Here is a 22,277-nt window from a genome sequence, read left to right as displayed (position 1 = left end):
ACAAAAAAATTTCATGTCCTAATGTATCAGAAACTAACTCCTAAGCAAAAAGCATTAACAATTAATCTAGATCCTACTATTTATGGTACTTTCGCAGAAATTGGAGCAGGGCAGGAGACTGTTCGCCACTTTTTTTAGAGCAGGGGGAGCTTCCGGTACAATTGCTAAGGCGATGTCTGCTTACGACAAAGATTTTAGTGATGCCATCTACGGAAAAGAAGTAAAAAACAGGTACGTTACCCAAAACAGACTTCGTAAAATGCTTCGTTATGAAGTCGCATTGATCGAAGAAAGAATTTCAAGGGATAATAATCCGGACAGAAAGTTCTTTTCCTATGCCAATACCGTTACCACGATTAATTTTGACAAAACAGTAAAAGGCCACGGTTGGGTAGGAATCCGTTTCCAAACCAAAGAAAATGAAGATTACAACGAGATTGTTATCCATGTGAAATTCAAGGAAAATGATGCCACCTTACAGCAGGAAACGTTAGGAAACCTGGGAGTGAACCTTATTTTCGGAGCCTTTCATTATTTTGACAATCCGAGAACCCTTGTTGAATCTTTATATGATGATATAGCAAAAGACAACCTGGAAATTGATATGATTGATTTCAGCGGTCCTGCATTTGAATATGTAGATAACAGGCTAATGTCTCTTCAACTGGTTAAAAATGGTATGACCGATGCCGTTATTTTTAATTCCCAGGGAAACAACATGCTTCCTGCAGATGTACTGTATAAGAAAAATATTTTTGCGGTACGGGGAAGTTTCAGGCCGGTAACGAAAGTGAATATTGATATGCTTCAGAACGGTCTGGATATGTTTTTAAAAGATGCCACCTGCACCCATGAAGAAACGGAAGTTCTTATTGAAATTACAATTTCCAACCTGAGGGCAGATGGTGATATTGATGAAAGAGACTTCCTGGATAGAGTAGATATTCTCGGGAAATTAGGATATACGGTTATTATTTCAAACTTCTCGGAATATTACAGGCTGATTGATTACTTTGCTTCCTATACAGGAGGAGATATTGGAGTTGCCATGGGGGTCAATAATCTATTGATGGTATTTGACGAAAAATACTATAAAGATTTATCCGGAGGAATTCTTGAAGCATTCGGGAAATTTTTCCGGAATGGTATGAGGGTGTATCTGTATCCTTATAAAGATCCTGAAACCCATCTGTTGCTGGATTCTTCAAATCTTAAAGTAGAGGAAAACCTGAAAGAATTGTATAAATATTTCAAACGTAATAATCGTATTGTAGATATTACGAATTATAATCCGGAGTTCTTAGAAATTTACTCACGGGAAATATTAAGAAAAATTGCATGCTGCGTTAAAGGATGGGAGACCCAGGTTCCGGAAGGCGTTGCAGAAATGATCAAAGAACGTGGAATGTTTGGTTACAAAGAAGAACTTTCATTTAAACAATTCTCTTAAAAATATTAAATAATGTCAGAATTAAAAAAAAGACTTTCCTCTATTCTTGAAAGTCCCAAACATAATACAGAAGAAAAACTTGAAAAAGTTTGTCACCTGCTGGACCAGGAAATTTCCTACTTTAACTGGACAGGCTTTTACTTTAAAAACGGGGATAAAGATGAACTGATCCTGGGCCCCTATGTAGGAGCCCCTACAGACCATACCATTATCCCTTATGGAAAAGGAATTTGTGGACAGGTTGCCGTTTCCAATGAAACCTTTGTTGTTCCCGATGTGAACGAAGAAAGTAATTACCTGAGCTGTTCCATTGATACCAAAGCCGAAATTGTGGTCCCGATATTCAAAGATGGGAAAAACATTGGCCAGATTGATATTGATTCCCATACCATAGATCCTTTTACAGATGAAGATCGCGAACTATTGGAATGGTTATGTAATGAAGTTTCAAAAATTTTATAATTGAATTTCAGCAATACATCATATAGACTCCGGCTTTTACAGCTGGAGTTTTTTTGTCACTATTGAAATGAGGTGTTCAAATAGAAATCTTAGAATTACGGTTACTTATTATGGATTATAAGTGGTAATGACAAACAGTATTAACGGTTCATCCCCTGTGTTTTCAATAGAATGGTAACCAATAGAACTAATGGCGGTAATGTCTCCCTTTTGAAGGGTTTTTTTACGCACAGGACCTTGTATCCCCGTTCTTTCCCGGTATTCCCCGGTTCCATGTACTACAACATACAATTCCTCTTCATTTCTTTCATTATGGGTATGAAATCCGGATTCATCGCCTTTTTTCAATAATACCATGTAAGCCGCCAGCCGGTTATTAGCCAGTTCCTGGTGACCGAACATCTGTATCATATATACGGTTCCGTTACCGCCATACATGTTTTCACGTTTATCTATGCGGGTAATGCTCCGTTCATTCTTTCCGAATGCCATTACATACAGGTGAATGTATTTTGAAACTTCTTGTATAACGTGGTCAAATTCTACGCCTTCAGATAATATAACTGTACCGGACATGTGCTTTAGTTTAATGCAGCTCAATGTACCCAAAAATATATCATAAAGCAAGCAGAGCTCATTAAAGTTTTAAAAATAGTCTGGGTATTACTTATGTTGTGGTAGCAAAGTCAGTCTTGCATTGCCTGTACCTCCGTCAGCAATTCTTTAAAATAGTTTTCACATTTCGCGATATGCGTTCCATACCAGGAGAATGCTTCACCATCTACAATCATTATCTTTTTTATCAGGATAAAAGACTTTTAGCTCTTCAATATGTTTTTCTTTAAATGGAAACGGTTCGGAAGATAGCATAATAAGATCAGCTTCTGCAAGATCCTCAGGAGTAATTTCAGGATAGCGGGTTTTATCTTTAAAAATATTTTCAAAACCGGTTTCAGATAAAATCCTGTGAATGAATGTGTCTGAACCAACCGACATATAAGGGTTTTTCCAGATAAGATAAGCTGTTTTTATACTTGTATCAAGCTTTGCCTGATTAAGGACATCATAGATTTTGAGATTGAACAATTGTGCTCTTTCCTCCCTTCCAATCAGCTTTCCAAGGTTTTTAAGCAGATAATAATTATCTTCTATTGTTTCTACGTTAGTTACCATAACCTTGAAGTCATTCATTAAAGCTTCCACCTGCTCTTTTACATTTTCCTCCTTGTTGGCAAGGATAAGATCCGGCTGTAAAGCTTTGATTTTTTCAATATTGATGTTCTTGGTTCCTCCGACAATCGTTACGTTTTTTACTTTATCTTTGGGATGTATGCAGAATTTAGTCCGGCCTACAACCTCATGTCCGGTTAATCCAAGATCAAATAAAGCCTCAGTAATAGAGGGGACAAGTGAAACAATTTTCATATTGGCATAGTAAGATGATGCCTAAAATTACAAAAGTTTTCCGGTTAAGAAAAAGTCCCGCTACCGTAAAATAGATGATAAGTCCGGTAACATCTACCAGGGTGGCAACGAAAGGGGCAGAAGATGTAGCAGGATCGAGTTTTAATTTCTTTAAAACAAACGGAATCATCGATCCGGATAAGGTTCCCCATAATACAATGGCAATCAGTGATACGGAAACACTTAAACCTACATATACCCAATATTGGCCATAATCGAAAAGGCCTATTTTTTGCCAAAGCATAATCCTGATAAAGCCAATGATCCCTAAAATAGCTCCCAGGCACAGTCCGGAAATAATTTCCTTTCTCATCACATACCACCAGTCCTTAAGGCTGATTTCCTGAAGGGCCATAGCACGGATAATCAATGTAGCCGCCTGTGAGCCTGAATTCCCACCACTGGAAATAATTAAAGGAACAAACAGGGCAAGAACAACCGCTTTCTCAATTTCTTTATCAAAATATCCCATGGCAGATGCTGTCAGCATTTCTGATACAAAAAGAATAATAAGCCATGTAGCTCTTTTCTTGATCATTTCCGTCCAGGAAGTTTGGGTATAGGGGAGATCTAAGGCTTCCAACCCCCCGAATTTCTGGATGTCCTCTGTATTTTGCTGCTCAATTTGGTCGAGGATGTCATCTATTGTTACAATTCCTACCAGAACACCGGCCTCTGTAATAATAGGGAGTGCGCCACGGTCATATTTTTCAAAATAAGTAACTGCATCCTCTTTTGAAGTCGTTGTGGTAATCGCCACAAAATGATTGTCTGTAATATCGGAAACCAGGGTGTCCTCTTCTTCAAGAAGTAAAGTTCCGATGGCGAGGTCATCAATCAGCCGGTTTCTTTCATCCACTACATACAGGTAATTCATGGTTTCTACCTTTTTACCTACTTTTTTAATTTGCTGGAGACACCGCTTTACCGTCCATTCCTTACGGATCTGGATATAGTAGGGGGTCATCAGACGGGCAATAGAATCCGAATTATACCCTAAAAGTTTTAAAGCAATCCTTCTTTCCTGTGGATTAAGATGATTGATGGAATATTTAATCAGCTCATCCGGAAAATCCTCAAAAAGGGCAGTCCTGTCATCCGGTGTCATCGCATTAAGAATTTCAGAAACATCATCGCTTCCGATACTCCTGATGGTATCTTCCTGAAAATCCGGATCAAGATGGGAGAAAACTTCGGCTTTGTACTCTTTCGGAACCTTCAGGAACGCGAGTAGCCTCTCATCAGCTGGAAGTTCACTGAGAGTTTCGGCAATATCGGCAGGGTTGAAGATAAGTTCGTCTCTAGAGTTCAAAACGTGAAATTTTAGGATATGCAAAAATAATTCAAATTTTTAAGACTGGCCAATAAACTGGTAAATTTAAGGATTAATTAAAGTCTGAAGCTGTGTAATAAAGAAAAACACCCGCCGGAGCGGATGTTGAAAATTAAATTTTAAAATGCATGCGGGCCTGTTATTCCAAAATAGGCTCACATTGTATTACGGGAGAGGGAAGGCAAAACCCTCCGGTACAGCATTCACCGGGATCACATTGGGGTTCGGTGGTTCTGCATTTTCTGGCCTGAAGGCTTCCTTTGATTTCTTTTTGCTCTTTTCTGCTAAGCTTTTTGAACGTTGTAGCTGACATGGTGACTAATTTTAAGTAAGATTAAAAATATTTCCTAGTCTTCAATACAGGCATATTCCATACAGACGCCCCTGCAGCAGATTCCGATAAAACATGGTCTGGTTTCACTGCATCTTTCAATCAGTCCCCCGTTAATTTGCTTTGCTTTTTCTCTACTGAGTTTCTTTAAATTTTTCATGTGATTTGATTTTATAGGTTTGTTAAGTTTTACTTATTCCAGACAGATGAACGGTGAACAAATTCCATAGCAACACCATCCGGCAGCACATGGGTTGGAATCACTACATCCTGTTAATTTGCTTTGCCTTTTCTCTGCTGCTTATTCAGTAATGATAAGACAGGTAATGGAATGTGTTACCATTATTCCAATGGGCACATTTGTGGACTGCAAATTCCATCACAACACCATCCAACAGTGCATGGACGGGTGATGCTGCATCTGGCAATAACACCTCCGTTAATGTGTTTTGCTGCTTCTCTGCTGATTTTCTTTAAATTTTTCATAGGATTTAGATTTTAATGTTTCACTAAAATAACAAATATTTTTCAATTATTCCTATTTTGGTGAAAATATTGCGTTGGTAGTCAGTATTTTATAGATGTTTTGGAGATATTTAGAAAAATAGAGTAGTGTAAAAGGAAATGCAGCGAATGACAAATTAACGGTAAAGCATGCTTCTGTTTTGAAGCCGGAACTATTATAATCGGTTATAAATACAGTATAAAACGAGCTGTAAAAGACTTCCTAATAATGGATGAATGGTAAAAGCGGTGTGAAATGAAAGGATAATTATGAAAATAGATCGAGAAGCAAATTTTCAAATAAATTTTACAGTTTAATTAAAGCTCTGCCTCTGCAGGTTTTAATTTCCTCAGTTTTTTTTATAATTCCTCTTATGGCACCATCGGTACCTATCTTAACAGAATTCACAGTTGATCCCAGCAAACGCATATTTTTTCTGTAAGTGTCATGGTCTGTTTCCGTAACGAGATTCCCATCAGCACTAAAAAGCTTCATGCTCACCACAACCTGATTAGAAAAGACATATTTCCCGAGACCTACTTTGAAATAACGTACTTTAGAAACAATTGCAAAATCGGCATCGTTATTCACACAGTAATCCATAATGGTTTGTTTATCTATGCTGTCAAAAGGAACCTGAACTTCAGCCCGGAGCATTTTGTTTTTTCTCCCGCTGAAATTATCAGTTACAGCATCAAAGAAGGCATTATTGGTAGGCTCTTTTATTTCATCAATATCAGGCTCTACCTCAGGATTGAAGTATAAAACTTTTTTTATTTTGTCTTCAGCATTCCTCTGTGCTTTTACCAAAGTAACGCCTGTCAATAAAAAAGTGATAACTGCTGTAAAGAATATAATTTTTTTCATTTGTAATTCGAATGCAAAACTACTGCCTTTTTGTTGGATTACATACAATTTATTAAGAAATTTTTAACATTTTTTTCTATCAATTTTAATTTATGAAATCAATAATGTTTGCAAAATCAAAAAATAGTCGTAATTTTGCACCCGTTACATAATAATCATTAAACAATATTGGAATGTACTTAACAACAGAAAAAAAGCAGGAAATTTTCGCAAAACACGGAAAATCTGCACAAGACACAGGAAGTGCTGAAGGACAAATTGCACTTTTCACTTTCAGAATCAACCATCTTTCTGCTCACTTAAAGAGCAACCATAAAGATTTCAACACTGAAAAATCTTTGGTTAAGCTGGTAGGTAAAAGAAAAAGATTACTAGATTACCTTAAAAATAAAGATATCGCCAGATATAGAGCGATCATCGCTGAACTAGGTTTAAGAAAATAATCTATAAAGATTTTCAAAAACAAAGCAACTTCGAAAGGAGTTGCTTTATTTTTTATAAGCAAAGAGGGCGACAAAGTCTCCAGTTTTGCACTTATTTTATGTTCTCCCAACTTATTCCGCTTTCTTACCAATTTTCCCCAAATGCGTATTCTGAAAACTATCTGGAAATTTTAAACCATATCCTAATATTCTGTCAAATGCGGAATGCGAAAATAAAATAGCTCCGATCATCTGTAAATAGGGGAGTGCGAGCACCGTTCCGGCAAGATAAACAACAATAGCAATTCCTAAATGGTGAAACAGGTTATAACAAAAGGCACCTGTTTTATTATTAATCGTATATCCCAGCATGGAAATATCAGGAGCAAGGAAAAGTCCTGCAAACCACCACCAGGAGTATCCCGTTTGTGCAAAAGCTAGAATTCCAAGGATTAAAAAGGCTGCGTATTCAAGTTGTAACTGAAACTTCATCAGAATAAGGAATTTAATGATTATATAAATTAAGTCGGAATTTCGGGAAGAAAGTTACATACAAGACCAAGAGTTTAGGATCAGAATGCTTCTAAAAATGCAGGCGCCTGTATGTGTAAGAGTGCAAGAATGAAATAGTATTTTGTGATTAACGATGTGCTTATGATTTAAAAATGAGAATTTTTATTGCTTGCCCATAAGATAAAGTCGTGAAAATATAACAGGCTGTTCCGGAAATGAAACAGCCTGCTTAAATTATTTTATATAGAAGTTAATGTCCTGATTTCGCTTCAGTGCTTTCTACATGCCCCAGAAATTTGGTGCAGTAAGCTCCGAAAATAAGAATCACAAGATAACAGAACACCGGGATGATAAATGACTGCTGTACTCCGAACTGGTCTGCAAGATACCCCTGAAGAATAGGAACGATAGCTCCTCCTAAAATTGCCATGACAACCAGGGATGAGCCCTGACTTGTATATTTCCCCAGTCCTGAAATCGCCAAAGTGTAGATATTGGAAAACATGATTGAATTGAAAATTCCGATTCCCAAAACACTGTACATGGCCATTTCCCCATGATTAACCATAGTTGAAATCAGCAGGATAACATTAATTGCGGCAAAAATGGAAAGAGTTCTTGCCGGAGCCGCTTTCCCCACAAAGAATGCTGCAAAGTTCAGTAATATAAATACCAGGAAAAAGCTTATTTGGGCAAAACTAAGGTTAACAATGCTGAAAATCACCAGGAAAACCAATGTGGCAGCTCCTAGCATAAAAACTGCTTTTTTAGCCTGGCTCATCGATTGGTTTAATGAAATAGCTCCAAGGAAACGTCCGATCATTGCACCTCCCCAATATAATGAAAGATAATTTTTACTGATCGCTTCATTGAATTTCATGGTTTCTTCAAGGAAACTGATAATAAAACTTCCTACTGCCACCTCACCTCCAACGTAACAAAACATGGTGAAAACTCCGAATTTCAGGTGATTAAATTTCAATGCTCCCCATCCTTGGAGCGTTTCTTCGGTTTCCATTTGAAATGAAGGAAGCTTCACTCTTGAAATTAATAAACCTACCAACAGGAGGATGGCAGCGAAGATTAAATAAGGTATTCTTGTTGCCACCGCACTGAATGTTCCGTCCGGTTCCGAAAATAATTCAAAAATTAAGTGTCCTCCCAATACGGGCGCAATCGTAGTTCCGAAAGCGTTGAAAGCCTGTGTCATATTTAAGCGGCTGGATGCTGATTCTTCTGAACCCAGCAATGAAACATACGCATTGGCTGTGATCTGCAAAACTGTGAAACCTAATCCCAGAATAAACAATGCACCTAAAAATAAAGGATAATAAGAGAAAGTGGCTGCCGGATAAAACAGAATACAGCCGAAAGCTGCCAAAACAATCCCGAAAAGAATTCCTTTTTTATATCCCACTTTATTGATAGGGTCACCTTTGGAAATGGAAATAAGGAAATAAACCAGGGAACCGATAAAGTAAGCTCCGAAAAAGCAGAACTGTACCAGCATGGATTCAAAAAAAGTCAGTTTGAAAAGTTGTTTCAGATAAGGGATCAGAATATCATTCATACAGGTAATGAATCCCCACATAAAAAAAAAGCAGGGTGATGGTGATCAATGGAACCGTATAATTCCTGCTTTGTGATTGTACTTCTTTATTCATAAACATTTATTTAATATAAAAGGGGCCTTTTTTCGATAAGGATACCTTAATTTTTTGCCTGCAGCATATTATTTTGTGAAGTAAGGCAAATATAAGAGATAGGTTTGTTGTTTTGCAATTGTTTTCCAGTTTTATCCGTCAGATATTATTTTCTTTTTTTGAGACAATAATACAAAAAAGCAATGATTTTTTAGGACAATTTATGAAAAAACAATTTTCATTTTTTGCCAATAATAATGAATAAGTTCTGAATTAAGTTGAATCTTTCATTTGCTGACAGACATAATTTTATAATCCGATACCTTATTTATACAAACGAAAAATTTAATATTTCATTATTATATAGTACCTTTGCAAACGAAAATTTAAAGAGTTTAAATATTAATCATACTCAATACGGAGTATAAAGACGAAAATTTATGAGTATACCTCAAGCGTTTACAGAAACGGTTACCCTTGCAGATGGCAGGGAAATCACGATTGAAACGGGGAAGCTGGCTAAGCAGGCTGACGGATCCGTAGTTGTTAAATGTGGTGGGACAATGCTTTTAGCAACTGTTGTAGCCAATAAAGAAGCAAATCCCGGAGTAGACTTTTTACCATTAACAGTAGATTACAGGGAAAAGTTCTATGCGGGAGGAAGAATTCCAGGGAATTTCTTCCGTAGAGAAGCAAAACCATCTGATGATGAAGTGCTTACTATGAGATTGGTAGACAGGGTATTGCGTCCGCTTTTCCCTGAAGATTTCCATGCGGAAGTACAGGTGATGATCTCACTGATCTCTTATGACAAAGAGGTGATGCCTGAAGCATTAGCCGGTCTGGCAGCTTCTGCGGCCATCGCCATTACAGATATTCCTTTCAATGGACCGATGTCTGAAGCTAGGGTAATAAGAATAGACGGAGAGCTATCTGTAAATCCAAGTTATGAAAATTTATTAAAAGCAGATATCGATATTATGGTGGGAGCTACTAAAGACTCCATCGTAATGGTAGAAGGTGAGATGAAAGAAATCTCCGAGCAGGAAATGCTGGAGGCAATCAATTTTGCTCATGCAGAAATCAAAAAACAGATTGAAGCCCAGGAGAGATTAGCTGCAAAAGTAGGAAAATCTTTCCCTAAAAGAGAATACAGCCACGAAGAGCATGACGAAGCCATTCGTGAAAAAGTATGGAATGAATGCTACAACAAAGTATATGAAGTAGCAAAAACTCCATCCAATAAAGAAGAAAGAGGGGAGAAGTTCAAAGCAGTTCTTGAGGAATTTTTAGCCCAGTATGCTGAAGATGAAGAAGAATTGGCAAGAGTGACTCCTTTCGTTAAAGTATATTACCACGACGTAGAGAAAGAAGCTATGCGTCAGATGATCCTTGAAGACAATATCCGTCTTGATGGTCGTGATCCGCAAACGATCCGTCCGATCTGGTCAGAGATTGACTATCTTCCGGGAGCTCACGGTTCAGCAATCTTTACAAGAGGGGAAACCCAGTCTCTGACTGCCGTAACATTAGGCTCTGTAAAAGATGCCAACATGATCGACAGCGTAATCACGCAGCACGACGAGAGATTCTTCCTGCATTATAATTTCCCTCCGTTCTCAACTGGTGAAGCAAGACCTTTAAGAGGTACATCAAGAAGAGAGGTAGGACACGGAAACCTGGCACAAAGAGCTTTAACAGCAGTAATTCCCCAGGAAAACCCATATACCATCAGAATTGTTTCCGATATCCTGGAATCAAACGGTTCCTCTTCAATGGCAACTGTTTGTGCCGGAACATTGGCATTAATGGATGCCGGAGTTCAGATTACAAAACCTGTTTCAGGGATTGCAATGGGATTGATTACGGATAAAAAATCAGGAAAATGGACTGTACTTTCCGATATCTTAGGTGATGAAGACCACCTTGGAGATATGGACTTCAAAGTAACCGGTACAGCAGACGGTATCACAGCTTGTCAGATGGATATTAAAATCCAGGGACTTTCTATGGATATCATGGAAAAGGCTTTAATGCAGGCTAAAGACGGAAGATTACACATCCTTAATAAAATCACAGAAACGATTGCCCAGCCAAGACCGGATGTGAAGCCTCATGCTCCGAAGATGGTAATAATGGAGATTGCAAAAGACTTCATTGGAGCGGTAATCGGGCCTGGTGGAAAAATTATTCAACAGCTACAGAAAGATACGGATACGGTTGTTTCAATTGAAGAAATCGGAGAAATCGGACGTATTGAAATTGCCGGAACAGACAGGGAGAAAATCAATGCTGCGATCGCTAAGATCAATGAGATTACCTTCGTACCGGTTGTAGGTGAAGTATACAAAGGTAAGGTAGTGAAAGTGATGGATTTTGGAGCTTTTGTGGCCATTGCCAAAGGTACTGAAGGACTTCTGCACATTTCAGAAATTGAATGGAAGCGCCTTGATAAGGTTCCATACGCTGAAGGTGATGAAGTAGAAGTAAAATTCATGGGGTATGATGACCGTAAGAAAATGAAGCTTTCCCGTAAAGTTCTTTTGCCAAGACCTCCAAAACCGGAAGGTAAACCGAAAGCTGAAGGACAAGGAAGACCACAAGGCGGAAAACCTGCAGAAAACCAGACGCCTACTACAGAAGCATAAGAAATATTCTTAGATATGAAAAATCCCTCATTTTGAGGGATTTTTTGTTTGTATAGGGTTGAAAAGTGCAACCAGAAGGTTTTTACCTGTGATAACATTAAATGCTTTATAGGTCAGGGTTATTTTTTCTCTTTTAATTGTATATGCTCCCTTGCATCTTCAACAGTCTTTATTTCAGCTTCCGATTCTTTGTTTTAAATCCTCAGCTCCCCCGGTTTTTCTCGGCTGTCCGTTTTTAGAAGAACCGAAGTTATAAGTATAGGAAAGTGTCACCACACGGGAGTCCCTTTTCACAACAAAATTTTCTACATAATTATTAAAAACAGTTTGTGCTTTAGGGTTACTGGAGAAAAATACATCGTTGAATGCAAGCTTCAGGATGCTGTTATTTTTAAATTTCTTCTGGGCTCCTATATTCAGGTACCAGATGGGTCTTACGTCCATATAGGCATAAACTTCCCGGGTTCTGTAATTGCCTGTGACTTCTGCTGTGAATCCATTTCCTAATTTGAAGGAGTTGATGCTGTTGATATTGAAATTAAAATTTCCTTTGTTGTTGATCTGGGTTTCAGAAACATTTCCGGTGTAAGTCGCATAATAAAAATTGGCATTGTTATTCATGTCCCACCATTGGGTCACTTTTACAGGAGCGATCAGGTAAAGGCCGTAGTTAGAGACCGAGCTGAGGTTTTCAATAGTTTGTACGGTCACATTTTTACCATCTTCTATAACAGGCTTGATGACATCCGTAATATTGTCACTGGTTTTACTGTAGCTTAATGTAAAGAAATATTTATTGCTTAAGCTATAGGTAATTTCATAATTCATCATGGTTTGTGGGCTCAGGTCAGGATTTCCGGTTTTGGAAGTGGTAGGATCCAGATAGAACTTAAACGGGTTCAGCTGCATATAACTGGGTCTTGTGATCCTTCTGCTGAAATTGATTTCCAGGTTGCTTTTATCCGTCAGGTCATAAGAGAAAACAGCACTTGGAAATAATTGCGTATAATTTTGTTTATTAACCTGATTCGTAGCAAGCTGTGTTCCTTTTATGTTGGTATTCTCTACTCTTAAACCGGCTGTCATTTTTAATTTTTCCCATTTTTTGGAGACATTTCCATAGATGGCATTAATATTTTCTTCATAAATAAAATGATTGCTCTTTGAAGGATCAAAAACCGGATTTCCGGCTTCTAAATTGAAAAACTTCAGATCACTGTCGTTTTTTACAAAGCTGGTCTTAACCCCTCCTTCCAGTTTCCAGTCATTTTTTAAATTTTTGGCGAGATCAGATTTTAATGAATAGATATTTAATTTTCCATTGATATCACCTTTTAAAATATCAAGCCTGTCAGAATTTTCAGATATCAGGTGGGTTTTTTGTTTCAAAATTTTGAAGCGAGGAATTGGTATAATTAATATAATCAAAATCTGTAGTCAGTTCCGATCCTAAAGAATCAAGAGCATATTTATGGTTCAGGTTCACCGAAAAATTATCCCAGTCATTTTTTGTGGTACTCAGTGTATTGAAAGTACTTTCAGGAATGCGGTTGTTGTTCAGTGTTATATTGTTGTTATCACCATCCAGATTAAGCCTGCTGGTGACCAGGCCTAAAGAAAAGCCCAGCACATTTTTATCATTCATATAATAGTCCATTCCGGCTTTTGCCACATGACTTTTAATGCCAAACTTTAGATAATTATCCTGTAAATAAGCTTTTTCAAAATTATTATTGTTATAAAAATTTCTATCCAGGATCAGGTGGTTGTAAAGCTCCCTGTAGGCAAAACTGTAATTTCCGAATATATTGAACTTTTTATTCCTGTGATTAATGCTGAAGCTGTTATTGTTCTTCACATACTTTCCTGTTCCTATAGAGGATGAAATACTGCCGTTTGTGCCTTTTCTCTGTTCCTTTTTAAGTCTGATATTGATGATGGATGAGCCTGCAGCATCGTATTTGGAAGAAGGATTGGTGATAAATTCTATTTTATCTATGGTGGAAGAAGGAAGCCCTTTCAGATAATTGGCGAGATCACTTCCGGTCATTGGTGTATTTTTACCATCAATCTGGATGAGCAGGTTTCCTTTTCCCCTGAGGCTGATATTATCATTGGAATCAATGTTGACTCCCGGTGCCTTTTCCAGCACTTCAAAAGCTGAGTTTCCTGTACTGGCAATACTGTTTTCGACATTCATAATCATTTTTCCGTCCTGTCTTTCAATCAGGGGCCTGGTCTTTGTAATGGTTACTCCTTCAATTGATTTTATTTTCAGGTCAATAGGAGGGAGGCTGGTATTGTCTGCCAATGCAATATTGTCAGAATGATAGATTTCAGAGCCGTTTCTGTTAATCTTTAACCGGTAAGTTCCGGGCTTCAGGTCATTGAAACTGAACTTTCCGTTGGCATCTGCAATTTCTGTTTTAATAAGTTTCTGTTCAGAGTCGAATAAATTGATTTCCATCTGCTCTGTTTTCTCAGAGGAAATAGTGCCTGACAAGGAAAAACCCTGCATGGTTTGTGCTGACAAATAACTGCTGAACAGGAGCATCCAGATCAGCAGAAATGAAAATATTCTGGCCATAGTGTTTTATTTTTTTGAATTGAGACAGTTTTCTGAAATTTTAAGCAAAGCGGAATACATCACTTCCAGCTCTTTTTTACTAATCCCCTCTAAAGCCGTTTTTCTGTTTTTTTCAACAATATTCTGAACCTTTTCTATGATTTCCTTTCCGGATTCTGTCACTTTTAAATTGGTTTTCCTACGGTCTTCAGTGTGTACGTGTCGTATAATATATTCTGACTTTACCATGATATCAATGATTCTGGTTACAGAAGCATTATCTTTAAATACCAGATCACCAATCTCATTCTGGGTAATTCCCGGGTTTTCCAGAATAGCCTTGATGATAAGCCATTGATCTATGGTTATCGTAAAACCGTTTGCCTTTAGCTGACGTTGTGCATAGTTTCTATAGGCCCTTATGGCTTTATCGATATTGTAGAATATAATTGAATTTAGTTTTTCCATGATATCATTAAAATGATAAATCAATTATTGATATATCAATTAATTGGTTGACCATCAATATACCTTTGTTACACTACCCTGAAATTTTTTTTAAAATAATTTAAAAACTGCCAATAGGATCATTGATTTTTTCCTTTACAGATGGGCCTTTTAGAGAATAAGAGGGAGCTGTATTTTCAATCACTTTAAATAATCCGTCGATTTGCGGCCGAATTCCCGGAGGAGATACATGATAAAACTCTTTGAGAAGATCCAGAGAACCCGGCTTTTTAGGGTACCGGTTGTTGCTTAGGAAATTCCTTAAAGCCAGATTTACTTTTTCCTCCCCAATAAGCTCACTTAATTTTACCATACCAACAGCACCTTTAGAGTATGAAATATGGGGAACTTTCCCGGTAGCCCTGTAAATAGGAACATTTTCAGATAATCCTTTTTCATTGTCATAGATTTGCTGATGTACGCGGATTCTGTCCATCATTTTTTCTTTACCATGCATTTTTTTTGTAAAGCATCATTTCTGTATACATGGCGAGAGTTTCTGTAAGCATTACGGAGCCTTCACGGTGATCAGGGTCTATCTGGCTGTTGCCCCACCACAGATGGGAGAGTTCGTGGCCCGCGAGTTCATTGATGACATCTTGTTCTTTATCAGCATGAATGTTGGCATGGAATATCATATCTTCAGGCATAAAGATGACTGATGGGTACGCTGTAGCCGCAAAACCTCTGGTAAATGATGAAATTTCTGCGAAAGTAATGGTACTGAAAGGGTATTGCCCAAAATTCTGCTGGCAATAATCCAGGGTGAGTTTTGCATTCTGAATAAGATGCTCTACATTTTCACCATGATTTTTATGATACAGAATGTTGATCAGGATTCCCTTGTAATTTACTTTCTGAATCTGATATACTGCGGATGAAAAGGCAAACCGGAAAGGGATATTTTTCGCGTGATATCGGAAATAGTTCCTTCCTGCTGTACTCCAGCTTTTTATAAGATCTCCGGTACCCACAGCTGTTTGATTGCCCTCTGTAGAAAGGGTCATATCCAATGTAATAAAATCTTTTTTAAATACTGCCGGATTTTCGGGACTCTGTAATGGCTCAAGCTCTCCAAGCCGGTATTGTTTCCGTTTTTGCTCATCCTGTATTTCTTCTCCTTTCTGATATCCGATGCCCGGATAATACCTGCTGATTCTTGCAAATGAACCGTTTTCTATAATGGCATTGAAAGATTGGTGACCGTTAACGGCAAACCATTGGTAAGACAATTCAAAATCTAGGACAGCTTCAGCTTCTGGAGCCATTGGCTGGTTTAATGAAATCTCAGCCGTATTTTTGGCAATTGGCATAATTTCTGATCCGTATTTAAAAATTGCAGATTTCAATCGCAGATCTTTATTAAAATTGATCAGGATTTTACTGACAGGACTTCCTGTTTGATTTTTCAGGAGGTATTTTCCCGTGATTTCATACGTATTCTTTGATGGATAGAGTTTAATTTCAGTAGTTACATCAGTGATGTCAGGTTGTGGCAGGTGTTCATATTTCCGGTATTTTTTTTCATACTGAGCAGCATGCAAAACGGAACTTTCTTCATTTTTGGGGATATACCCTTTCATAAAAAGTGATCCTGAATAGATCCCTGAAAATAAGAGAAGAAAACAAACGGAATATTGAATAACAGAGAGCTTTTTAGTTTTTATGAAAAGAACAGCCAGCCATAACACAGCCATGATACCGGCACCAAATAAAAGCCTTTGTAAAAAAGCCTCTTCGTAGGTTCCGTACCCATTAAAATCACTGTAACTGCCTCTGAAATCTGAAAATATTCTCAAAAGCGGATAAGAAAATAACATTTGGGAAGCAGGGCCGGCGAATACAAATGAAGATACAACAGATATGCCCAAAGCAATAAACTTGTTTTTTATAAGGTCATTGATCAACAGTATCAGGCTGGTAAACAAGATCAATGGAAAAGTATTAAAGATAAATACTCCGAGATAAGCATTCCAGTCCAGATGCCCATACCCGTAAACAGTCTGGAAAACGATTCCTTCAATAATTGAAATCCCCGTGAAAAAAAACAGCAGGATACTCATGGAAATACAATGACCTGCCCATTTTGCTTTTGAGAAAAAAGTACTTTTTTCAATAAGGAAAAAGCCGGATGAGTGACTCCTCCAATACAGGTCGTTGAGAAAATAAACCACGACCAATATACCTAATATATGGAAGTTTTCAGAAATGGTGGTTGCCATCAGTCCTGAACTGGCGTATTTTTGAGGCAGGCGGATCCCTTTCTCAATTTCGGCATACATTTCCATTCCTATGAAGAATAGCAGGAGGATGGTGACAGCAGGAATAGTAACGGTTTTAAATAAATAAATCAGGTCGGTTTTTGCAAATGACAGGATGGCCTGAACGGAAGATTTTCTATTGAAAATTGGGAATGCAACCTTGTATTCCTCCGAAGAAATCACAGGTGAAGAATAGCGCTGAGGCTCTTTTTTTATTTTTCTTTTTGAAATATGGGAAAATGAGAACAGTCTGAAGGAAAGCAGCAGGAAAATAACTGATATTCCAGAGAACATAAGCCTGTTGAACAATAAATAATGCGTAAAAGGTACAATTTGTGTGTTCTTCTGATGAACGGAAAACACTTTGGCATCCATAAAATAAGAGGAAATGCCGAAAGGATCAAGCCATGCCGAAAGTTGCTGTGCTTCCAATGACTGAGGCATGCTTCCTGCCATAAAAGGAGAATTGGAAAATAGCAGGACAACCATGTACAATACATACAGGAACAATCCGGTTACAACAACGAGTAATTTTTTCCTGATGATGAAAGATACAAAAAACAACAAACTGCTGATGAAAAAAGTATTGAACAGACCGAAAACCAGCAAAGGATATAAGTAATACACCACTTGGAATCCATCCTGCATTTCGCTTCCTGTCCGCATTGCCTGTCCAGTCATAAAACCAGTCATAAGAAAAAAGAAACTTAAAAAAAGTTGTACATAATACGAACAGAATTTTCCGGTCAGATAAGATTTTTTATCGACCGGAAATGAGAACATCAGTAAATCGAACCGGCTATCAGCTTCCTTGAAAAGCAGCTGTAAAGCATAAATGACTCCGGGAAAGATGAGCGAAATGCTGAGTAGTCCGGTCATAAAACCAATGGTATAAGGTGAATTTAAAAAAATACCTTCTCCAACGGTAAGATTAAACCGGCTGCCGCAAAAGATACCTATTCCTGTTAAGGCTAAGGCAATCAGGTACCCGGACCGGTGCTTTATATGGCGTCCGGCCTCAAATAAAAATATAGTGTTCATGACTAAGGTTTTTGAGTTAGAGTATGAAAGTAAACATGTTCCAATAAAGGTTGTACAGAATAGAAACCTTTGGGATATTCCTGAGAAAAAACGGTGATATGCAGTGCTCTTTCAATTAGCTGCTGGCTGATAATATCATAGTGTAAAGTATACTGTTTCAGCTCATTTTTATCGATAGGTTTAGACCATATTTTGTTTTCCAGTTCTGCAATTAATGCTCCCGGGCTGCCTTGTATAAGGATCTTGCCATGATTCATAACAGCCATTTCCGAGCAAAGGTTTCTTACATCTTCCACCAGATGGGTGGAAAGGATCACAATAACATCCCGGCTGATGTCATTCAGCAAAGCATTGAAACGGTTGCGTTCCTCAGGATCTAGACCGGCCGTAGGTTCATCTACGATGATGATCTTGGGTGCGCCCAATAAAGCCTGTGCCACTCCGAATCGCTGCTTCATTCCCCCGGAGAAGGTATGAACCTCTTTATTCCTGAAATCTGCAAGGTTGACCTTCTCCAGTAGATTTATAATCTGATTTTTCCGCTGATTCTTGTCTGAAACGCCCTTCAATACTGCGATATGTTCCAGCAGATCATATGCAGAAACTCTAGGGTAAACCCCGAAATCCTGAGGCAGAAACCCCAAATGTTTTTTGATATAATCTGGATTTTGGGTAACATCCGTTCCGTTAAAGATGATATTCCCGGAAGTAGGTTTCCGGAGGCCTACAATGGTTTTCATTAAAGATGATTTACCCGCTCCATTAGGACCAAGCAGGCCGAACATTCCGTTTTTGATCTCCAGTGAAATGTTCTGAATAGCTTGATGTCCATTAGGATAAGTGAGGCTGAGCTGGTTAACAGATAATGTATTCATAATTTTGAGTTTGGTTAATACAATGACAGGCGGTCTTTCGACAGCTGTTTTTTGAAGTTAGAAGTTAGTGGGCTGGAAGCTGGAAGTAATGGGAAATTTTAACTCTTAATACTTGGCTTCGCTCCGTAGCCGGCTATTCTTTAAATTCAAGAATATCTCCGGGCTGGCATTCCAGGATTTTGCAGATGGCCTCAAGGGTATCGAAACGTACTCCTTTGGCTTTTCCGGTTTTCAGGATGGAAAGATTGACGGGAGTAATTCCCAGTTTTTCTGCCAATTCTTTACTCTGCATCTTTCTTTTGGCAAGCATTACATCCAAGTTGACTATAATCGGCATTTTATATAAATAGATCTTGTTCGTTTTGCAAATGTAGCCCTTGTTTAAAAATATTGGCAAGAAACAGGCAGAAAATTCCAAGCATAAAGTGAATAAACACCAGTCCCCATATAATACTTTCCACTTCCACAAAGAAACTCGCGATAATAACCAGGGGAAGGGGAATGAAAATATTATACAGATAAAATCTCTTAAGTTGACCTATATTTTTTTTTCGTAAATAATTTGTCGCGGAAGAATACCCTGAAAACTCCGGCAGAAAGCCAGAAAAAAATTCCATAGGAAATTAAAACCAGAAGAAATGAAAACATAATGTACGGATGATTGTTTTCAATATTCAGAAAAGGACTTTCCGTAAACGGATAATTGATGTGAAGGTATTGTCCGTCTTTGTACGGAACAACAGAAAAATCCGTAGCTAAACAAAGAATGGAGTATACAAAAGTGATTAAATAGCCTGCCGAAAGAATACAGCAGATATAAAATAAAATCTTTGAAATAATTCTGGTCTGGTTCATGTCATGATCATTAATTGATATTGCAAATGTATAATTAATTATCGTAAAACAATAATTAATTTAAATAAAAATTTATTTTCTCGATTCAAAATTATCAATAAACTGGTCGGAATAGCGTGATAATCACAGTTTTTAAGTAATTTTAAATAATAAAATTGAAATCATGGCTTACAGTACTGAACTTGCCGACCGCGTACGGGAACGGCTCTTGGTGGAAAATAATATAGAAATTGAAGAAAAGAAAATGTTCAGCGGACTGTCTTTTCTTGTGAATGGAAAGATGTGTATCAGCATCAGTCATGAGAACCTTATGTGCCGCTATGATCCGGAGTTGGAAGAAGAGGTTTCGGAAAAGAAAGGATTTCTGCCGATGATCATGAAAGGGAAGCAACTCAAAGGATACTGCTATGTAGAACCTGCCGGATTTCAAAAGCCGGATGATTTTGAATACTGGATCAAAATATGTCTTGATTATAACCCCATGGCAAAGGCTTCGAAGAAATGAATGGAAAAGAGTTGGGAATAAGAGTGATGAAATTTCAGTCTTACAATCCATCACTCTTATTTATAGTTATCATGATTTCCGTAAAGCTTTTCTCTTATCCGGACCAGAGTCTTTGTTGTTTTTTCTAAATCAGGATAATCAGGCAGGCTGGAAACAGAATAATGGTTTTCTATAGATTGTATCAGTTTTTCTGCCTTTTGCATAACCTTTTCATAGGATTGGTTACCGGCTTTGATATCCAACAGTTCGTCGCGATTTTCTACACGAACAGTCAATGATCGGGTTTTAAAAATCTGTTCACAGGATTGCAGCAGCCGGATGGTATGCATCATATTCTTGCTGTCATAATTCTGTCCGTGCTTCTGATTGACATTGTAACGGTCTTCATTACGCTCCGCTACCCATTTCCAGTATTTCCTGTAGTCTTTGCAGTAAACAGAGTAGGCATCCAGATTGCAGAACACGTAGGAAACAGGTTTTTCGTCTTTAGGAACAGATGATACAGAAACCTGATTGGCCTCTTCATTCTGAATAACTCCTTTATAACCCAACGTCCCTGATTCATCATAAAATACAGCATACATGCCCTTGGTATGGTCAATATTTATTAATCCGCATTTTTCCTGAACCTTTCCATGTGCTGAAAGCCACTTTTTCAAAGGAACGGAACCCTGGCCTTCAAGAACGAAACAAAAATCCAGGATAGATTTCCTTTCCTTTTCAATAGGATTGAGAATCTTTTTGTTGAGTCCTTTGGCTTTTTTTTATCTGCGAAATGGCATAGCCTGCAAAGCTGTCTTTGCATACTTTAGACAGAAAGTCCTCGGTTTTCAGCAGATTCATCAGCGGATGTTGGTAAAGAATACAATCCTCCGGACTTGCCAGGATTTCCAGAATATTAGGATTATTTTTCTGAAGCAGTTCCACAAATCTCCCGATTTCATAATAGGTAATATCATTCGTTTCATTGGAAATCTGCGGAATATAATTCAGCCCGAAGAAATCTTCTTTCGGTAGATAATATACCCCACGGATATCTGTATCCGAATTCTCCGTCGCCAGCCCGAAAGCGCGGCTTCCGGAGATGGCTTCAAAGAGGAGGAGGTTTTTGTTTTTTAGGTCTTGGATGGTCATATTCTAAGTGGATTCAAATTTATAATATACTTTAAGATTAACATTTCTCCAAGATCTCCCTGAAAACTCTCTCCATCTCAGCCTTATCTGCTTTTCCTCCCGGAAGACCCTTTGATTTTTTCTCGTTCTCTGCGATTGTTTTCTCAAGAAAACCAAACAACGCCCAATCATTCGGATGATAGTAAGATTCTCCTTTGGTGGCTTTTAAAGCAACGAGATCTTCTATTTTTCGCCTGATGGTATCATCTGTCAGAACAAGCAGATCACTGAACAAAACCGGTGGAACGGTTCCTTTTTCTATGATCCATTTTCCGGTGAGTGTGGTTCTCAGGCAATAAAAATAACTTTTTAATTTAACTTCATCACTTCTGCAGGCTTCCAGGTATTTTTTACTCATGCTTAAATAATGATAGGAAACCGCTATCGGAGAAAAGCAGGCATCAGCCAATGGCCTGAAAAGCGCTGTGAATTTTGTGTTTTCCTTGTATACGACAGGAGAATAAAACCAACTCAATAAGGCTGCGTTCGATTTCAGTAAAAGATGAAAAGTCTTGCGGAGATCCCATCCCGAACCATCCAGATCATCTTCCGTCATGAATTCTATCGTTTCATCTTTATCCCATGGGGAAAGATACCAGTCTTTTTCATGCCGGTATATGAACCGTATATCATAATCGCTGTCAGGAGAAGCGAAACCCCATGCCCTGCTCCCGGATTCAACGGCAAGAAGTACTTCTACTCCCCGTATTTCTTCTACTTCTTTTATCTTTTTCAGTATTGTTGGTGTCATTGTTTTTTTTATTGATAATGCAAAATAATGATGATAGTACGCAATGTTTTTGCGTAGGTTTTATATTTTGTGAGGTCTGAATTTTCCAGAGGTAAGAGGTAGTAT

The 22,277-nt window shown here is 37.9% G+C and carries 23 protein-coding genes and 2 pseudogenes; 5 read left to right on the top strand and 20 right to left on the bottom strand.

Annotation, left to right across the window (positions count from 1 at the left end):
• Positions 1-21 precede the first annotated feature (21 nt).
• Together HX13_RS13500 and HX13_RS13495 are read left to right on the top strand one after the other, a co-directional pair.
• Positions 22-1,450 (top strand): annotated as a pseudogene (locus tag HX13_RS13500) (TonB-dependent receptor).
• A gap of 12 nt (positions 1,451-1,462) precedes the next feature.
• Positions 1,463-1,912, top strand: coding sequence for a GAF domain-containing protein (locus HX13_RS13495; protein ID WP_050021536.1), 450 nt, complete (start codon positions 1,463-1,465; stop codon positions 1,910-1,912).
• A 108-nt stretch (positions 1,913-2,020) separates the two neighbouring features.
• On the opposite strand, the gene HX13_RS13490 is transcribed toward HX13_RS13495, so the two are convergent.
• The 7 genes from HX13_RS13490 to HX13_RS13475 form a co-directional block, all read right to left on the bottom strand.
• Positions 2,021-2,488, bottom strand: a complete 468-nt coding sequence (locus tag HX13_RS13490; protein ID WP_050021535.1) for a cupin domain-containing protein — start codon at positions 2,486-2,488, stop codon at positions 2,021-2,023.
• Between the two features lie 198 nt (positions 2,489-2,686).
• Positions 2,687-3,337, bottom strand: a complete 651-nt coding sequence (locus HX13_RS13485) for an ABC transporter substrate-binding protein (RefSeq protein ID WP_238555335.1) — start codon at positions 3,335-3,337, stop codon at positions 2,687-2,689.
• Positions 3,303-4,688 (bottom strand): magnesium transporter, encoded by a 1,386-nt coding sequence (gene mgtE, locus HX13_RS13480; RefSeq protein ID WP_128572412.1) that lies wholly within the window; start codon positions 4,686-4,688, stop codon positions 3,303-3,305. The genes HX13_RS13485 and mgtE overlap by 35 nt, the downstream gene beginning before the upstream one ends.
• Before the next feature lie 160 nt (positions 4,689-4,848).
• Positions 4,849-5,022, bottom strand: a complete 174-nt coding sequence (locus HX13_RS22560; protein WP_156173287.1) for a hypothetical protein — start codon at positions 5,020-5,022, stop codon at positions 4,849-4,851.
• Between the two features lie 34 nt (positions 5,023-5,056).
• On the bottom strand, positions 5,057-5,200 hold the full coding sequence (locus HX13_RS22555; RefSeq protein ID WP_156173288.1) for a bacteriocin-like protein: 144 nt from the start codon (positions 5,198-5,200) through the stop codon (positions 5,057-5,059).
• A gap of 182 nt (positions 5,201-5,382) precedes the next feature.
• The gene (locus tag HX13_RS22550; RefSeq protein WP_156173289.1) at positions 5,383-5,526 is read right to left on the bottom strand and encodes a bacteriocin-like protein; all 144 of its coding nucleotides are present in this window, start codon (positions 5,524-5,526) and stop codon (positions 5,383-5,385) included.
• Between the two features lie 325 nt (positions 5,527-5,851).
• Positions 5,852-6,412, bottom strand: coding sequence for a hypothetical protein (locus HX13_RS13475; protein ID WP_050021534.1), 561 nt, complete (start codon positions 6,410-6,412; stop codon positions 5,852-5,854).
• A gap of 173 nt (positions 6,413-6,585) precedes the next feature.
• Here HX13_RS13475 and rpsO point away from each other — a divergent pair, with 173 nt between their 5' ends.
• On the top strand, positions 6,586-6,855 hold the full coding sequence (gene rpsO / locus HX13_RS13470) for a 30S ribosomal protein S15 (RefSeq protein ID WP_050021533.1): 270 nt from the start codon (positions 6,586-6,588) through the stop codon (positions 6,853-6,855).
• Between the two features lie 111 nt (positions 6,856-6,966).
• On the opposite strand, the gene HX13_RS13465 is transcribed toward rpsO, so the two are convergent.
• Positions 6,967-7,326, bottom strand: a complete 360-nt coding sequence (locus HX13_RS13465; protein ID WP_050021532.1) for a DUF4260 domain-containing protein — start codon at positions 7,324-7,326, stop codon at positions 6,967-6,969.
• A gap of 271 nt (positions 7,327-7,597) precedes the next feature.
• On the bottom strand, positions 7,598-8,917 hold the full coding sequence (locus tag HX13_RS13460) for a sugar MFS transporter (protein ID WP_238555334.1): 1,320 nt from the start codon (positions 8,915-8,917) through the stop codon (positions 7,598-7,600).
• A gap of 513 nt (positions 8,918-9,430) precedes the next feature.
• Between HX13_RS13460 and HX13_RS13455 the strand changes: the two genes are divergently transcribed.
• Entirely contained in the window at positions 9,431-11,638 is a 2,208-nt protein-coding gene (locus tag HX13_RS13455; RefSeq protein WP_050021531.1) for a polyribonucleotide nucleotidyltransferase, read from the top strand.
• 174 nt (positions 11,639-11,812) lie between these two features.
• On the opposite strand, the gene HX13_RS13450 is transcribed toward HX13_RS13455, so the two are convergent.
• From HX13_RS13450 to HX13_RS24355, 9 genes are all read right to left on the bottom strand, one after another.
• Positions 11,813-13,027 carry an outer membrane beta-barrel family protein gene (locus HX13_RS13450; RefSeq protein WP_050021530.1) on the bottom strand — a complete coding sequence of 405 codons (1,215 nt, stop codon included), beginning with the start codon at positions 13,025-13,027 and terminating at the stop codon, positions 11,813-11,815.
• Positions 12,999-14,225, bottom strand: coding sequence for a TonB-dependent receptor plug domain-containing protein (locus HX13_RS13445; RefSeq protein WP_050021529.1), 1,227 nt, complete (start codon positions 14,223-14,225; stop codon positions 12,999-13,001). The genes HX13_RS13450 and HX13_RS13445 overlap by 29 nt, the downstream gene beginning before the upstream one ends.
• A gap of 6 nt (positions 14,226-14,231) precedes the next feature.
• Entirely contained in the window at positions 14,232-14,672 is a 441-nt protein-coding gene (locus HX13_RS13440; RefSeq protein WP_050021528.1) for a MarR family winged helix-turn-helix transcriptional regulator, read from the bottom strand.
• A 100-nt stretch (positions 14,673-14,772) separates the two neighbouring features.
• Positions 14,773-15,168 (bottom strand): hypothetical protein, encoded by a 396-nt coding sequence (locus tag HX13_RS24365; RefSeq protein WP_238555333.1) that lies wholly within the window; start codon positions 15,166-15,168, stop codon positions 14,773-14,775.
• Positions 15,158-18,013, bottom strand: a complete 2,856-nt coding sequence (locus HX13_RS13435; RefSeq protein ID WP_238555332.1) for an ABC transporter permease/M1 family aminopeptidase — start codon at positions 18,011-18,013, stop codon at positions 15,158-15,160. The genes HX13_RS24365 and HX13_RS13435 overlap by 11 nt, the downstream gene beginning before the upstream one ends.
• 2 nt (positions 18,014-18,015) lie before the next feature.
• Positions 18,016-18,888, bottom strand: coding sequence for an ABC transporter ATP-binding protein (locus HX13_RS13430; protein ID WP_050021527.1), 873 nt, complete (start codon positions 18,886-18,888; stop codon positions 18,016-18,018).
• A 133-nt stretch (positions 18,889-19,021) separates the two neighbouring features.
• Positions 19,022-19,225: a helix-turn-helix domain-containing protein gene (locus HX13_RS13425; RefSeq protein ID WP_002980904.1), complete on the bottom strand. Its 204-nt coding sequence runs from the start codon at positions 19,223-19,225 to the stop codon at positions 19,022-19,024.
• Position 19,226: 1 nt separating this feature from the next.
• Entirely contained in the window at positions 19,227-19,505 is a 279-nt protein-coding gene (locus HX13_RS24360; RefSeq protein WP_238555331.1) for a DUF2975 domain-containing protein, read from the bottom strand.
• Complete coding sequence (locus HX13_RS24355; protein WP_238555342.1) at positions 19,417-19,743, bottom strand: hypothetical protein; 327 nt, start codon at positions 19,741-19,743, stop codon at positions 19,417-19,419. The genes HX13_RS24360 and HX13_RS24355 overlap by 89 nt, the downstream gene beginning before the upstream one ends.
• A 163-nt stretch (positions 19,744-19,906) precedes the next feature.
• Between HX13_RS24355 and HX13_RS13415 the strand changes: the two genes are divergently transcribed.
• On the top strand, positions 19,907-20,248 hold the full coding sequence (locus HX13_RS13415) for a TfoX/Sxy family protein (protein ID WP_050021526.1): 342 nt from the start codon (positions 19,907-19,909) through the stop codon (positions 20,246-20,248).
• A 56-nt stretch (positions 20,249-20,304) separates the two neighbouring features.
• On the opposite strand, the pseudogene HX13_RS13410 reads toward HX13_RS13415, so the two are convergent.
• Together HX13_RS13410 and HX13_RS13405 are read right to left on the bottom strand one after the other, a co-directional pair.
• A pseudogene (locus tag HX13_RS13410) lies at positions 20,305-21,382 on the bottom strand (DNA polymerase beta superfamily protein).
• A gap of 37 nt (positions 21,383-21,419) precedes the next feature.
• Positions 21,420-22,172: a DNA polymerase beta superfamily protein gene (locus HX13_RS13405; protein WP_050021525.1), complete on the bottom strand. Its 753-nt coding sequence runs from the start codon at positions 22,170-22,172 to the stop codon at positions 21,420-21,422.
• Positions 22,173-22,277: the final 105 nt, after the last annotated feature.

Origin of the sequence: Chryseobacterium sp. P1-3 (assembly GCF_000738495.1) — a bacterium.
Classification (GTDB): Bacteria; Bacteroidota; Bacteroidia; order Flavobacteriales; family Weeksellaceae; genus Chryseobacterium; species Chryseobacterium gallinarum.
This window is presented reverse-complemented; position numbering and strand designations above follow the sequence as displayed.